The organism is Anoxybacillus sp. UARK-01 (assembly GCF_002075365.1).
GTDB lineage: Bacteria > Bacillota > Bacilli > Bacillales > Anoxybacillaceae > Anoxybacteroides > Anoxybacteroides rupiense.
In genome coordinates, this window is sequence record NZ_NASY01000047.1 from 168,690 (window position 1) to 182,690 (window position 14,001).

The following is a 14,001-nucleotide window of genomic DNA, read 5'->3' on the forward strand; positions in this document are numbered from 1 at the left end:
AGAGAAGCTTCTATGTTCAAGCGTTAGGGTAATCCCCAGAAGAAGAATCCCTATTTTCTCGACGATCGGCTCCCTGTTAAAATCAGATCATCCCCTGCTCACTTTGGAACAAAGATGGACGCATCTCCCTATTATGATGATTGAACAAATCCAAGTGAAACTTTTTCTTGGTGACAAACGTATATCCATGATGCATGCAGTACCTTCAGAAAGGCCCTTTTTACATAGAAATGTGGCTTGCGAGTCAAATGGCTAATAGACTGCTAGCATGAAAAGTTTTGTCGCGACTCTGGAAGGGTTGAATGACTAGCTCTCTATATCAAACTGAAAAAATATGTCCGGAAGGTTCTGAGCCCTATCGCTTTCAGGCCTATGGATGGTTCTGTGAAGCAGCATTGCTTGATCGTTCGACTGTCAACAAACAGTTTTTACCCTCTATTTATACAAAAATGAACGTGTCGAGTTACATCTATAGGAAGTTGTTGCAAAAAGTTTATGTATCGGCCATATAACAAAAATAAGTTGCCTTTTTGTCAAAAGAATATTAAGATATATGGTGGAAAATAGGAATAATATCCATTTTATGGTTTGTTTCTGGTAGAAGAAAGGATGGAACAAAATGATCAGAAAGCATCGCTTTTTGCTGATCGCCATAGTTTGGTTATGGCTGAAGACATATATTGTCTATAAAACTAGCTTTGATATTGAAATTGAGTCATCGCTTCAAGAGTTTATCTTATTTATTAATCCATTAAGCTTTTTATTGCTTGTTTTCGGATTTGCTTTATTTATGAAAGAAAAATGGCGCAACCGCTACATTGTTGCCATTAGCTTTTTAGTCACCGTTTTGTTGTATATTAATGTAATGTTCTATCGATTTTTTAACGATTTTATTACGCTTCCCGTACTGTTTCAAACGAGTAATTTAGGGGATTTAGGGAATAGCGTGTTTGAGTTGTTCCACTTTGCTGATTTATTGATGTTTGTCGATGTTGCTCTATTTGCATGGTTGGTTTGGAAAAAATCGTCGTTTGTGGCATTTGAGCGCGTGACAAAAACAGAACGCTCTGCTTACTTTTTAATATTGACCGCGATTGTTTTAGTGAATCTCGATCTTGCAGAAGGACAAAGACCGGAGCTATTAACGAGAACGTTTGACAGAAAAATGCTGGTGAAAAATATCGGCATGTACAACTATTTAATTTATGATGCCGTTTTGCAATCGAAGACAAAAGCGCAAAGAGTGTTAGCGAATGGCAACGAGCTCGCTGAAATTGAAAACTATATTCGCGCGAATGAAAAGGAACCAGATCAGCAATTGTTTGGCATCGCTAAAGACCGCAACGTGATTATTGTGTCAATGGAATCGTTGCAGAGCTTTGTGATCAATAACCAGATCAATGGACAAGAGATTACTCCGTTTTTAAATGATTTTATCAAGGAAAGCTACTATTTTGATCATTTCTATCATCAAACAGGACAAGGGAAGACATCTGATGCGGAGTTTTTAATTGAAAACTCCTTGTATCCGCTTGGACGCGGCGCGGTTTTCTTTACTCATGCGACCAATGAATACCATGCCACTCCGGAAATTCTAAAAAACAAGGGCTATTATACCGCCGTATTTCATGCTAATAATAAAAGTTTTTGGAATCGCGACGTAATGTACCATTCGCTTGGTTATGACCGATATTTTTCCTTGGATGATTTTCATGTGACAGAAGAAAATTCGGTAGGTTGGGGATTAAAGGATCAGCATTTCTTTGAGCAATCCGTTGCGCATTTAAAAACATTGCCGCAGCCGTTTTACGTTAAGCTGATTACGCTGACTAACCATTTTCCATTTGAATTAGAGGAAGAGGATCGAATGGTGCCGGAGTATACGTCGAATGATCGGACTGTCAATCGCTATTTCCCGACGGTTCGTTATATGGATGAGTCGCTGAAAATGTTTGTTGAATGGCTGAAGAAGGAAGGGCTCTACGAAAACTCTGTCATTATTTTATACGGCGATCACTATGGCATTTCGGAAAACCATAATGAAGCGATGGCGCAGTATTTAGGAAAAGAGGAGATTACTCCTGTCGACCATGTTCAATTACAGCGGGTTCCTTTAATTATCCATATTCCAGGGGTGACGGATCAGCATCCAAAAGTCATTTCGAAAGTAGCGGGACAAATCGATGTGAAGCCAACTTTGCTTCATTTATTAGGAATTGACACGAAAAATGATATTCATTTTGGTCAGGATTTGTTCGCTCAAGACAAGCTAAATTTGGCGATATTGCGAGATGGAAGCTTTGTTACAAAAGATTATGTTTATAAAGATAATACTTGTTATGATAAAAAGACAGGATTGAAAACAGATAACTCACATTGCGAGCCGTATGCGGAAAAAGTGAAGCAGGAACTTGATTATTCCGATAAAATTATATATGGAGATTTACTCCGTTTTTATAATGAAAAAGCGGAAAACGAGTAGTCGCTTGCCGACTACGGCAGAAAAGTCAGGAATCTAGCGTATCAATCGGGTTTGATTGGATGATCCACATCACTGGTTATGTTATATCTAAATGTAGTTTGTCGGTTGAAAAAATTCGTGGCTCCCAATCTAATTGCTTCACTTATTGTCCTCGGGTGGTAATCAATATGGTGAATGAACGGTAACTGTCAAAACTCATTAGACAGAAAGCGCTACAGGCCCCATTCATGGTGGAATGGGGCCTGCGCTTGTTTATCGGTCATTTTCTTTTCACTCCATCATATGTTGAAAAGAAGGAAAGAAATGAAGGAGGCGATACAACGGATGATTCGTGCCCGACAAGGCGATACGTTGCATATGTATAGCCAATGGCTGGCTATTCCGCACGAGTTAATAGCGGAAGCAAATCCGCATGTAAGTAATGAATTGCATGATGGTGAAATCATTCAAATTCCAGGATATGATGTCGTCGCGTATCATAGTCAAACATCAGAAGCACTGGAGCAAATCGCCTGCTCGGCTTCGCTGCCTACAGAAGTGCTGCAGCGAATGAACGATGACCGTCTTCCATTACGAATTCCCCGGCGGATTGAGGCGACACTGGTTAATGGACAAAAACCGTATGATTTTGCTAGTATGAAACAAGATATTGACGACCTATGCACACATTACCCCTTTATTAAACAAAAAGTAATTGGAACAAGTGTATTAGGGCAGCCGATCATAGAGTTGACGATTGGATGCGGCCCGAAAAAAATTCATTTGAATGGCTCCTTTCATGCGAATGAATGGATCACGACGGCGGCCATTATGTCATTTATTAATGAGTATGTACTGGCATTGACAAATGGAAATGTCTTGTTTGGACATACGCTAATGGATTATTACAAAAAAGTAACATTGTCAATTGTGCCGATGGTCAATCCAGATGGAGTAGATTTAGTGTTGAACGGACCGCCAAATCAAGAACCATATCGAAGCGAAGTATTGCGGATCAATCAAGGAGAACGAGATTTTTCGCAATGGAAAGCGAATATTCGCGGAGTCGATTTAAACAATCAATTTCCAGCTAAATGGGAAATAGAACAAGCCAGAAAAATCCCGAAATCACCTGCCCCTCGCGACTTTCCGGGATTTTCCCCTCTGACAGAGCCTGAGGCGAAAGCCATGGCAGATTTAGCCTACAATCGTGATTTTGAAATAATAGTGGCGTTTCATACCCAAGGAAAAGAAATTTATTGGGGATATGAAGGCTGGGAACCGGAAGACGCGGAACCGATTGTAAACGCATTAGCAAAAGCGAGCGGGTATCAAGCAGTCCGTTATATTGATAGCCATGCCGGTTATCGTGATTGGTTTATTCAAGAATGGAAACGTCCAGGCTATACGGTTGAGTTGGGTGAAGGAGTCAATCCGTTGCCGCTCGAACAGTTTGGACAAATTAAAGAGCATGCTTTAAAAATGCTGCTTTCCTTATTGGCCATCAGTTGAAGAAGCGAAGCTCCTCCGATTATAATTGAGGTAGAAAAAGAAACTGAGATAAAGGGAGCTAGACAAATGGCCATTGTTGATGTAACAGTAATTCCAATCGGAACGCAAGGACCAAGCGTAAGTGAGTATGTAGCTGAAATTCAAAAAGTGTTGGAAGTGTATAAACGAGAGGGAAAGATTGATTTTATGCTGACGCCAATGAATACGATCATTGAAGGGGAGCTTTCCGTATTGTTTGAAGTCATTCAAGCGATCCATGAGGTTCCATTTTCCAATGGAATTCAGCGGGTAGCGACCAATATACGAATTGATGACCGACGTGATAAAAAACGAAGCATGGCTGAAAAAGTGACAAGTGTCCGCGAAAAATTAAACGAAAATAAAAACTCAAGCCCGTCTCGTGTGGACATATCACCTGAATAGAGACCGCGTAAAAATGGTTGTAGACAAAGCCGATTTTGACTTTGTCTACAACCTGTTCTTGTTTTAATGTGTGCCCGTTGGAAATCCGTGATGAATGACGGTCATAATGGTAAACCAGCCGAATACAGCCGCTGTTCCTAAACCAAATAATAAAGCAAGTATATTCTTTTGACGCAATGAACGTACAATTCCGTAAAGCGCTAACAATGTCACAAGTGCAAAAATGATGACCAATCCCATTATACTTACCCCCTTTTCGCAAGTAAAACTGTATGTAAAGAAATGAAGAATCACTTTACATTTTAATCGTTTTTTCCCATTTTGTCGAGGTCGAAAATGTGAATAACAACATGGTAGACCGCTGCGTTTTTCACCAGCAATTCCTCATATTGCCCATCGATCCAATAGATGATGGTGCCTGTTGACTCTTGGGCAATCATGTATTCTTCAAGCTGAAGCAGAAACATGTCGATTTCCAAAGGATCGCCATCCACAATGGAAAAGGCAGTGACCAAAGATGCAAACAGGTAGAAGCGCCCATTTGCTGAGAGAAAGCCATAATCGCTAAACAACGATGTAGTGGTAGTCGGCTGTTCCAGCTCAAAAAGCGTTTCATAGCTGGAGATCAAGTTAGGGAGCTGTGAAACAATGACCCATTCCTCATCTTGATCAAGGATCGTGCTGTTTATTTGTTCGAACGGCGAAAGCGCATATCGCTTTATCATATGATTCCCTCTTCTTTTTCTTTTTATTGTAACAAATAAAGAGGTAGAGTAAAATGATGGATATAAAGAATGAAGGGAGTATGTTTATGAAATGGAACCGCATTCCGCTTGGACCACTGGAAACTAATGCCTATATTTTATCTCACTCTGATGGAACGTGCCTCATTTTTGATCCCGGAAGCGAAGGGGAGAAGCTGATCCGTTCGATTGAACAGCAAGGATGGGAGCCGTTGGCGATTTTGCTGACACATGCTCATTTTGACCATATTGGAGCGATCAATGACTTGCTAATCAGATGGAAGCTTCCGATTTATTTGCATGAGAAAGAAAAAGCTTGGCTCTCTACCCCATCATTAAATGGATCTGCCTATTTTATCGGTGAGAAGGTGCAGGTTGCACATGAGCCACATTGTTTGCAAAACGAAACAACGTTGACGATCGGCTCATTTGCCTTGGAGGTTTTGGAAACGCCAGGGCATTCACCAGGCAGTGTTTCCTACTATTGTCCTGAGATAGAAGCGGTGTTTTCGGGAGATGTATTATTTGCTGGAAGCATCGGGCGCACGGATTTACTAGGAGGAAACTATGAAGAGCTTATGCGGAGCATTCATGAGTGCTTGCTTGTTTTACCGGAAGAAACAGCGTTATTACCGGGACACGGACCGGAAACAACCATTGGAACGGAAATGGACACCAATCCATTTTTGCATGGTTTTTAAAAGGGCTTCATAAAAAAAAGCCCTTCTCAATAATTGAGAAGGGACTTTGGGGGATGTTCTATCCATATAATGGGAGGGGATATAGTTAAGCTACTATCATAACAATATAATAATATTTTCACTATGTCAATAGTGAAAAACTCCAAAGGAGAAAATAAAATGTGTAATTTTTTGTTGGAGAAGCTTAAGGCATCGCCAAATCAACGAATGTCATATGCCGATTACATGAATGCAGCTTTATATGACGAACAGCATGGCTATTATATGAACGAGCGTATAAAAATTGGCCGTCATGGTGATTTTTATACGAGCAGCCATGTATCGAGTGTGTTTGGCACATTATTTGCGTCTTTATTCATTAAACTAGTGGAAACGGGGCGCATTCCTCCATGTATTTGCGAACTCGGCGGGGGAGATGGGGTTTTTGCTCGTGCTGTTTTGCAGGAATGGAAAAATCAATCACCGCATACTTACCAATCATTAACCTATATACTCATTGAAATTAGTCCATACCAGCGAACAAGGCAAGCAGAAATACTAGGAGAATTCGCTGAAAGAGTGATACAGTACCGGCATTTTGACGATTTTTGTAAAAAGCATGCGCCGTTTTCAGGAATTATGTTTAGCAATGAATTTTTTGATGCGCTTCCTGTGCATGTGATAAAGAAAGAAAAGGGACAGATATATGAGCTGTTTGTCGCTTTGCGTGAGAATGAACTGGTAGAAGAGCCGCATATGTTGCAAAATGAACAGATTATCGTTTATTTGCAGGAACGAAATATTGTTCTAAAAGAAGGGCAACGATTGGAAGTTCCGCTTGCTATGAAATCTTTTCTATTAGAAAATGCTCATGTATTTGCGGAATGTGTGATGATTACTGTCGATTATGGCTACACCGATGAAGAATGGGCAAACCCCGCCCGTCATCAAGGAAGCTTGAGGGGGTATTATCAACATCGGCTTATCCGAGATCCTCTCGCTTATCCCGGACAAATGGATCTAACCGCTCATATCCAATGGGATGCCCTGAGAATGTATGGAAATATCGCTGGATGGGAATGGGTGCAAACCATTAGGCAGGATCGTTTTTTATTGGCGGCAGGAATATTAACACAATTAAAGGAGCATGATGGCAGCGACCCGTTTTCAGAACAAAGCAAGCGTAACCGAGCGATTCGTTCGCTGATGATGGATGAAGGGATGAGCGCATTTTTCCAAGTGATGATTCAGCAGAAAAATCTCCAAATGGATTGGGAGAAAATTTGGGTGGAGCCTAGCTTTTTATAAGTGCCGCCACGCAAAAAAGCGATGGAATTCCATCGCTTCAGATTATTGACAAACGCTTTCATCCTTTGTCAAGGACCTCGTTCGTTTTGGTTTGATTCGCGTCTTCATTCGGCAGCGTTTTTTGTCTACCAAGCATGTTCAAACCAGTTTGATGTGAAACCATCACTGTCCATGAAGAGGGTGAAAATGATGATAGACAAAGCCAATGTTGGCTTTGTCTATCATTTTGTAGGTTATTCCCCTACTCCGGGCACAAGCATAAATGTGGTCCAATACGTAAAGGCCGCGAAGAAAATCGTTAAGTATGCACCAAAAATATAGATGTACATCCGCTCTGTCAGCTTTAAGTAGCCTAACAATAAGAAGAACAGCGTTTGGCCGAAGAAAATCAAGGAAGTGGTATGCATATGGCCAAGGTAAAACATTACTGCAAAAATACCAGTCCAGAACGATAAAACACGGAACATGCGGTCCATCTTATGTATCCCTCCTTTTTGCCCTAATAGCTGCCTCTACATATTATAATGTACAGATTATAGCTGTGTAAACAGCGCTTTCAATTTTCGGAAAGAAGGCCGACCGCAGCGGATGAAACGATGGCCTTCCAAGCGCATTTATTCGCAAGCGGATGCGAATTCTGCGCGATAAGAGCAGGAATCGCATCCGTTTGCCATATTATCAAGTTCGATTAGCTCCACGTTATCAAAAAGCGCTTCAAACATGCCGCGCAAAAAAGCATGATGCATGCCACAGACCGTTTGTGGATGATGCAAAGCGATCTCTTTAAATGGACAGTTAAAAATTTGAAAATAAATTTTCTGCGTTGTTTCGTTATAATCAAACGAAGGATAAAATCCAGCGGCTTCAGCCGCTTCTTTTAAAAGCTGAACTTTTTCGGCAAATGATAAATGGGCGATTGGCCGATCATGTGGAAAGCGTTGCTGAACCATCTCTTTTCCAAAGTTTTTTCCTGTTTCATATAGCGCCTGTTTTCCCTGTTCCCCTAATGACATCATTGTCTGAATCGCGATTTTGGCAAGAAGCTGATAATCGCGAAACGGGAAATGTAGATGAATCACATCCTCCGACAAACGGTATAGCCGGCTTGGACGTCCTCCTTTTCCAGTCTTTTGCGTCTCCGAAACAAGCATGTTCACATCTTCCAGCTTTGTTAAATGAAGCCGTGCCACATTTGGGTGGATGCTGAACACCTCTGCAATTTCCTGAACGGACACTTCTTTGTGTTTTTTCGTAATGTATTCATAGATATGATACCGGGTTGGATCAGCTAATACATTTGTAATTTTTAAAACTTGATCCATGGTTATTCACTCCTACACAATCGGATGCTATTTCTATTATATTACATTTAATTTTCCATTGGAATGATATTTATAGTAATTAATGGTCTTATTGATGCAAAATTCATAAATTATTCACGATTTTGCTTCCACATTAATCAAAGGATGAAAAAATTTTTTAGATGAAGATGCAGGAATTTGTAGAAAAATGGAGAATTTATAATTTGGTGCTGATTCTATCTAAGAGAAAAGGGGTGAATGGATGAACGAAATTGAACAATTAGCGGATCGTCTCGTAAAAGAGGCGAGCGAAATCGGTGCCTCAGATATTCATATCGTTCCAAGACGAGATGATGCCCTCATCCAGTTCCGCATGGATGGAGCGCTCGTTGTGAAGGGCATGCTGGAAAAGGGGTTATACGAGCGGCTGCTTGTTTATTTTAAGTTTTTGGCGGATATGGATATTGGAGAGCGGCGTCGCCCGCAAAGCGGAGCCATGGAAATCACTCAAAACGGAGTTCATGTCAGCTTGCGCTTATCTACGCTTCCGACGCTTTATGATGAAAGCCTCGTGATTCGTCTCCTTCCTCACAACTCACTTCTTCCTCTTTCACATCTTGCTTTATTTCCAAGCACAACGCGAATATTGCTGTCGCTTTTGCATCATTCCCACGGTTTGCTTATTTTTACGGGACCGACCGGTTCAGGAAAGACGACCACTTTATATACGCTGTTAGCAGCATGTCAGAAAAAGTGGCCGCGCAATGTCATTACCTTGGAAGATCCTGTGGAAAAACGGATCGAAAATATGTTGCAAGTTCAGGTCAATGAAAAGGCGGGGATCACGTATGCAACAGGGCTAAAGGCGATTTTGCGCCATGATCCCGATGTCGTGATCGTCGGCGAAATCCGCGATGAAGAAACGGCGAAAATCGCGGTACGCGCCGCTTTGACAGGACATTTAATCTTATCGACGATGCATACAAAAAATGCTATCGGTGCGATTTATCGCTTATTGGAGTTTGGCGTTTCTTGGCGGGAAATCGAACAAACGATGCTGGCTGTGACAGCCCAACGCCTTGTTGAACTGATGTGCCCATTTTGCAAAGAAGCGTGTTCGGCTTTTTGCCGCCGGCAAAGGAAGATCAGACGAGCGGCCGTTTACGAATGTTTGCATGGAGAGGCGCTGGCAAGAGCGATTCAAGCGGCAAGAGGCGAAGAGGTGGAGTATCGGTATCGCACGCTGCAGCACATGATGAAAAAAGGAGTGGCGCTCGGCTTTTTATCACCTTCCGTTTTCAAAAGAGAGATGATAGAAGATGCGTAAAAAAACATGGCCGCTTCAAGAGCAGGGACAATTTTTATGGCGGTTAGGTCAGCTTCTTGAAAAAGGCTACTCCTTATCTCAGGCGATAGAATTTTTAGAAATCCAGCAGCCCGTTTTGCGCCGTCGCGATTTGCAGCACGCTCTTTCCCTTCTTCGCTCCGGTTTCGCTTTTTATAAAGTGCTAGAAGCTCTTTCTTTTCATTCGGAAGCGGTAGGATCGATCTTTTTCGCTGAACAGCACGGAGATTTAGCTCAAGGACTGGCGGAAGCAGGGAAATTACTGCTCAGCAGGGCGCGCTATTGGCAACGAATTCGCAAAGCAGCTCGCTATCCTCTTTTTCTTCTTTGTGCGGTTGCGATCATGCTTGCCTTTATTCAGCAATTGCTTCTTCCGCAATTTGTGCAGTTGTCATCCTCTTTGGATTCTCATCGCTTTTCGTTTTCCCAAATCATTCTTCAGCTTTTTTCGATTTTCCCCTCTGTTTTCACTGCTCTTTCATTTCTTATTGGCGCAGCGATAGCCGGTTACTATTTTTGGCTGAAAAAGCTGCCTCCGATCGAACAAATCAAAATATATCTTCGCATCCCTTTTGTTCGTCATCTTTCCATGTTATATCACACCCATCTATTTGCTTTGCAGTTCAGTCATTTATTAAACAGCGGCTTATCTGTCTATGAAGCGCTTCAAGTATTTGAAAAGCAAGAAAATGTTCCATTTTTGAGAGCCGAAGGCGCAGCGTTGAAAGAACAGCTGGTTAAAGGACAACGATTAGAGGAGATGATTGGCAGCCGATCTTATTACGAGAAGGAATTAGGGCTTGTCATTCGTCACGGTCAATCCAATGGCGAGCTGGCGATGGAGCTGTTCCATTATAGCCGGCTAGTGCTCGAAAAGCTGGAAGAGAAACTTGAAAAATGGACACGTACGATTCAGCCGATCCTCTTTTCGTTTATTGGGCTACTCATCGTTTTGATGTATTTATCGATTTTGCTGCCGATGTTTGAAGCGATGAATAAGTGAAAAAGGAGGAACCGATGATGCAAGAAAAAGGATTCACATTGATCGAGATGCTTATCGTTTTGATGGTGATTTCAGTTTTATTGCTTATTGCCATTCCCAATATCGTCAAGCATAACCAAATGATTAACGATAAAGGATGCGAAGCATTTGTTAAAACCGTGCAAGCACAGGTTAAGGCCTATCAGATGGAGCATGATACACTTCCAACTATCCGACAGCTTGTTGATGGAAATTATATTAAATCGAATAAATGCCCTAACGGCCGCACCATTTATATCGATAGCAGCGGGGAAGTGCATGAGGGTGAGAAATAAACGCGGGTTTACCCTAATCGAGCTGCTCGTTGTTTTAACGGTTATCGGCGTTCTTACAGCGGTCTGTATCCCGCATATGGATCAATTTTTGCAGGCTAGTGAGGAGAAATACGTGATTGAGCAGCTGACAGATGATTTGTTGTATGCACAGCAATATGCACTTACTCATAAAACAGCTGTAACGCTCATCTTTTATAATGGTCAAAGGAAATATCGGATTACAGAAAGCTATACATTCGGAAGGACGTTGATTGAACGCCAACTTCCTTCGTCATGGATGATTGAGCTGGCAACCTTGCAAAGCCCCCTTTCTTTTTTGCCGAACGGAAATGTAAACAAATCAGGCACCGTCTTTTTTAAAAAGGGGTCATCCGTTTATAAAGTTGTATTTTTACTTGGAAAAGGGAGATTTTATGCACAAAAGCTGTAAAGGATTTACCTTAGTAGAAACCGTTATAGCGCTGTCTCTTTTATTGTTTGTTACGGCTATCTTGCTACCAGCTATTACTCAAGTGATGATGGAGCGGCAAAATCAAGCATTAAAGAGCCATGCCCAGCAGCTGCTGAACAAAGAAATGGGAAATCAGGAGCCAGTAATAGAAAAAGCCGTTGTGGTTGAAGGAGTAGAATACAAGGTTTTGCGAAGTCACAACGAAAATGGAGTGATGAAAATCTGCATTCAATGGCATGATTATATGGGAAGGAAGGCGGAAAGATGTGGATATTACAAAAACAGTGAGACAAAGCCGCGGCTTTACGATTATTGAGATGCTCATTGTGCTATCTGTTGTTTTGTTGATTGTTAGCTTTTTTCCAATATTGTTGGATATTCGTTGGCTGCGGACAGAGAAGCAGCCACAGTTTAATCGTTTGGAATGGCAAGTACTTCTTCAGCAATTAAAGCAAGAGGTGCGCGAGTCTCGACAGATTGCGAGCGATGGAGAAAAGCTGTATCTGTATAAGCGGGGAGGAGAAGAGGTTTGTTTGGAACAATATGGCTCGTTTATCCGTCGGCGAGTAAATGGTCAAGGGAATGAAATTGTCCTCCAATCTATTTCTAGCATTCAGTACAAATTGGAGGAAAATGGTGTGGAAGTAGTGGTAATAGCGAACGACGGAAAACGTTATTCAGCGTTTATTTCTACATTTTTCCCAATAAAGGTGAAGCGGCTGTGAGAAATGAAAAAGGAATGATTTTTCCGATGACCGTCATGTTTTCATGTGTCTTTCTCTTTTGTCTGCTTCATGTGCTGTGTTTATATGAAATGGAGCTGGAATTTGCTAAAGATGAGCAACAATCGTATGAGGCGGATTCATTAATGCAAATGGCTGTTGCCGACATCAAAGCGAGCATTGCATCCCATGTGCCGACTCAACAGACAAACAACGGAATGTTTGTTTACCCTAATGGCAGAGCGGAATATAGCTGGCAGCAATTAAGCAACGATCAAGTTAAAGCAAAAGTTTCTGTTTTTTCCAATGAAGGGGTTCGCTATACGGCTGAATTTACAGTCTCTTTCCCCAATTTGGAGCTTCTTGACTGGAAAGAAAGCTTTTGATAGGACATATTTGGTGATGTCGGCTAAACACATGCAGCCTTCTACTTTAACACCATCTACCGAGAAGTCTCCCACCCCCAAACGAAGGGAAGGTGGGGGAAGCCTCATGATCGATCTTTCGGGGTATCAAGCTACCATCATTAAAAAATAGGATGTCCCAACAAATGGCCGCGATGAACAGCATTTAGCTTTTTATCGTCGGAGCGTCATATCGAGTGACCATTGGTTTTGCAGAGGCAGGCAATCCAACTGTGAACCGCTTCAAAGACTGATTCGTCGATCGAAAGCGAGCGCAGTTTGGATCTTGGCCATATGAATCCGTCATTGTCGTCTATTGATTTTTCAAAGACCATTCGTTCTAGTTCAAGCGGCATTTAGCGTAGCAAACGAATAAGAGGGGAGTTCACCATTCAGCGATGATGTGGTATGTTTGAGAAAAAGCGAAAGAAAAGGAGACGAACGATGCAACGAATTTATTTGACCGGTTTTATGGGAGCTGGAAAAACCACGATCGGCCAATGCTTAGCTAAGCGATTAGGCCTTTCGATGATCGATACAGACGAATACATTGAAGAGCAGATCGGAAAAACGATTAAGCGCATTTTTGCGGAAGAAGGGGAGGCGGCATTTCGGCAATATGAAAGGGAGTTTTTGCGCGCCTTGCCTCTTGATAAGATCATTGTGACAACAGGGGGCGGCATTGTCATTCAAAAGGAAAATCGCGATTGGATGAAGCGGACAGGAACGGTAATTTATTTGCATTGTGAGTTTGCCGAGCTCTTGAAAAGGTTGGAGCATGATGATACGCGCCCGCTTCTTTCCCAGCACCACCGTCAAGGTTTAGAAGAGCTGTGGCAGCAGCGTTTGCCGTATTATCAAGAAGCGGATTGGATCATTGATACGACGGGACAAAGCATTGAACAAATTGTGGATGAAATCACGAAAATGATTAAAAACGATCCGCCATGGAAATACTAATAGCCAAAAAAAGGCGGTGTGAGAATGTCTGCCAATGACTATGTTCGATTTGTTACTCAACAACTGGTGCGCTACATGGATCAGCCAAAGGAAGAACGGAAAAAAAGACGGGAAGAGCGAAAGCAAGGAAAGGAGCCGATTTTATATCGCTTATTTGGAATGATTCCTCTTTCCCTTAAACTTCTTTGGCGAAGAAAATCATAGCGAGAAAAATGCTCGATTGCGAAGTGACTCATATGGTAGACGAAAGAAGTATCATATAGATGTAACTTACCATCTTAATATTTGCCATGATATGAAACCGTTTGTTCACAGCCTAAGAGCTCAGATATCAAATCTGAGCTCTATTTTCTTAAAAAAGCCATCTTTTTTGG

At 41.8% G+C, this 14,001-nt stretch carries 18 protein-coding genes; 14 read left to right on the forward strand and 4 right to left on the reverse strand.

All coding sequences use genetic code 11. The features are described 5' to 3' along the window. The first annotated feature begins 619 nt into the window (after positions 1–619). The 3 genes from B6A27_RS12965 (at position 620) to B6A27_RS12975 (ending at position 4,396) form a co-directional block, all read left to right on the forward strand. Complete coding sequence (locus B6A27_RS12965; RefSeq protein ID WP_080862310.1) at positions 620–2,482, forward strand: LTA synthase family protein; 1,863 nt, start codon at positions 620–622, stop codon at positions 2,480–2,482. Between the two features lie 324 nt (positions 2,483–2,806). Continuing rightward, positions 2,807–3,973: a M14 family metallopeptidase gene (locus tag B6A27_RS12970; protein ID WP_080862311.1), complete on the forward strand. Its 1,167-nt coding sequence runs from the start codon at positions 2,807–2,809 to the stop codon at positions 3,971–3,973. A 66-nt stretch (positions 3,974–4,039) separates the two neighbouring features. Continuing rightward, the gene (locus B6A27_RS12975; protein ID WP_044744517.1) at positions 4,040–4,396 is read left to right on the forward strand and encodes an MTH1187 family thiamine-binding protein; all 357 of its coding nucleotides are present in this window, start codon (positions 4,040–4,042) and stop codon (positions 4,394–4,396) included. 63 nt (positions 4,397–4,459) lie between these two features. On the opposite strand, the gene B6A27_RS12980 is transcribed toward B6A27_RS12975, so the two are convergent. Both B6A27_RS12980 and B6A27_RS12985 read right to left on the reverse strand, forming a co-directional pair. After that, the gene (locus B6A27_RS12980; protein WP_044744516.1) at positions 4,460–4,636 is read right to left on the reverse strand and encodes a DUF2759 domain-containing protein; all 177 of its coding nucleotides are present in this window, start codon (positions 4,634–4,636) and stop codon (positions 4,460–4,462) included. A 62-nt stretch (positions 4,637–4,698) separates the two neighbouring features. Then, a complete protein-coding gene (locus tag B6A27_RS12985) occupies positions 4,699–5,121 on the reverse strand; it encodes a hypothetical protein (protein ID WP_066145840.1) in 423 nt (140 codons plus the stop codon). 86 nt (positions 5,122–5,207) lie between these two features. On the opposite strand from B6A27_RS12985, the gene B6A27_RS12990 reads away from it, so the two are divergent. Continuing rightward, a complete protein-coding gene (locus tag B6A27_RS12990; RefSeq protein ID WP_080862480.1) occupies positions 5,208–5,840 on the forward strand; it encodes an MBL fold metallo-hydrolase in 633 nt (210 codons plus the stop codon). 159 nt (positions 5,841–5,999) lie between these two features. Further along, the gene (locus B6A27_RS12995; protein ID WP_066145837.1) at positions 6,000–7,127 is read left to right on the forward strand and encodes a class I SAM-dependent methyltransferase; all 1,128 of its coding nucleotides are present in this window, start codon (positions 6,000–6,002) and stop codon (positions 7,125–7,127) included. 233 nt (positions 7,128–7,360) lie between these two features. Here B6A27_RS12995 and B6A27_RS13000 read toward each other — a convergent pair whose 3' ends face one another. Together B6A27_RS13000 and B6A27_RS13005 are read right to left on the reverse strand one after the other, a co-directional pair. Further along, positions 7,361–7,603: a DUF2626 domain-containing protein gene (locus tag B6A27_RS13000; protein ID WP_044744513.1), complete on the reverse strand. Its 243-nt coding sequence runs from the start codon at positions 7,601–7,603 to the stop codon at positions 7,361–7,363. A gap of 138 nt (positions 7,604–7,741) precedes the next feature. Next, positions 7,742–8,449 (reverse strand): helix-turn-helix transcriptional regulator, encoded by a 708-nt coding sequence (locus B6A27_RS13005; RefSeq protein ID WP_066145834.1) that lies wholly within the window; start codon positions 8,447–8,449, stop codon positions 7,742–7,744. A 241-nt stretch (positions 8,450–8,690) separates the two neighbouring features. On the opposite strand from B6A27_RS13005, the gene comGA reads away from it, so the two are divergent. The 9 genes from comGA (at position 8,691) to B6A27_RS13050 (ending at position 13,831) form a co-directional block, all read left to right on the forward strand. Continuing rightward, entirely contained in the window at positions 8,691–9,755 is a 1,065-nt protein-coding gene (gene comGA, locus B6A27_RS13010; protein WP_044744511.1) for a competence type IV pilus ATPase ComGA, read from the forward strand. Beyond that, positions 9,748–10,776 (forward strand): competence type IV pilus assembly protein ComGB, encoded by a 1,029-nt coding sequence (gene comGB, locus B6A27_RS13015; RefSeq protein ID WP_066145828.1) that lies wholly within the window; start codon positions 9,748–9,750, stop codon positions 10,774–10,776. The genes comGA and comGB overlap by 8 nt, the downstream gene beginning before the upstream one ends. Before the next feature lie 17 nt (positions 10,777–10,793). Beyond that, on the forward strand, positions 10,794–11,090 hold the full coding sequence (gene comGC / locus B6A27_RS13020; RefSeq protein WP_080862312.1) for a competence type IV pilus major pilin ComGC: 297 nt from the start codon (positions 10,794–10,796) through the stop codon (positions 11,088–11,090). Beyond that, positions 11,074–11,520: a competence type IV pilus minor pilin ComGD gene (gene comGD / locus B6A27_RS13025; RefSeq protein WP_080862313.1), complete on the forward strand. Its 447-nt coding sequence runs from the start codon at positions 11,074–11,076 to the stop codon at positions 11,518–11,520. The genes comGC and comGD overlap by 17 nt, the downstream gene beginning before the upstream one ends. Next, positions 11,504–11,857: a competence type IV pilus minor pilin ComGE gene (gene comGE, locus B6A27_RS13030; protein WP_066145820.1), complete on the forward strand. Its 354-nt coding sequence runs from the start codon at positions 11,504–11,506 to the stop codon at positions 11,855–11,857. Before comGD ends, comGE begins: the two co-directional genes overlap by 17 nt. Then, positions 11,808–12,266: a competence type IV pilus minor pilin ComGF gene (comGF, locus tag B6A27_RS13035; RefSeq protein WP_231734572.1), complete on the forward strand. Its 459-nt coding sequence runs from the start codon at positions 11,808–11,810 to the stop codon at positions 12,264–12,266. The genes comGE and comGF overlap by 50 nt, the downstream gene beginning before the upstream one ends. Continuing rightward, positions 12,263–12,649, forward strand: coding sequence for a competence type IV pilus minor pilin ComGG (gene comGG, locus B6A27_RS13040; protein WP_080862315.1), 387 nt, complete (start codon positions 12,263–12,265; stop codon positions 12,647–12,649). The genes comGF and comGG overlap by 4 nt, the downstream gene beginning before the upstream one ends. A gap of 462 nt (positions 12,650–13,111) precedes the next feature. Next, positions 13,112–13,627, forward strand: coding sequence for a shikimate kinase (locus tag B6A27_RS13045; protein WP_044744504.1), 516 nt, complete (start codon positions 13,112–13,114; stop codon positions 13,625–13,627). 24 nt (positions 13,628–13,651) lie between these two features. Then, the gene (locus tag B6A27_RS13050; RefSeq protein ID WP_044744503.1) at positions 13,652–13,831 is read left to right on the forward strand and encodes a YqzE family protein; all 180 of its coding nucleotides are present in this window, start codon (positions 13,652–13,654) and stop codon (positions 13,829–13,831) included. Positions 13,832–14,001 lie beyond the last annotated feature (170 nt).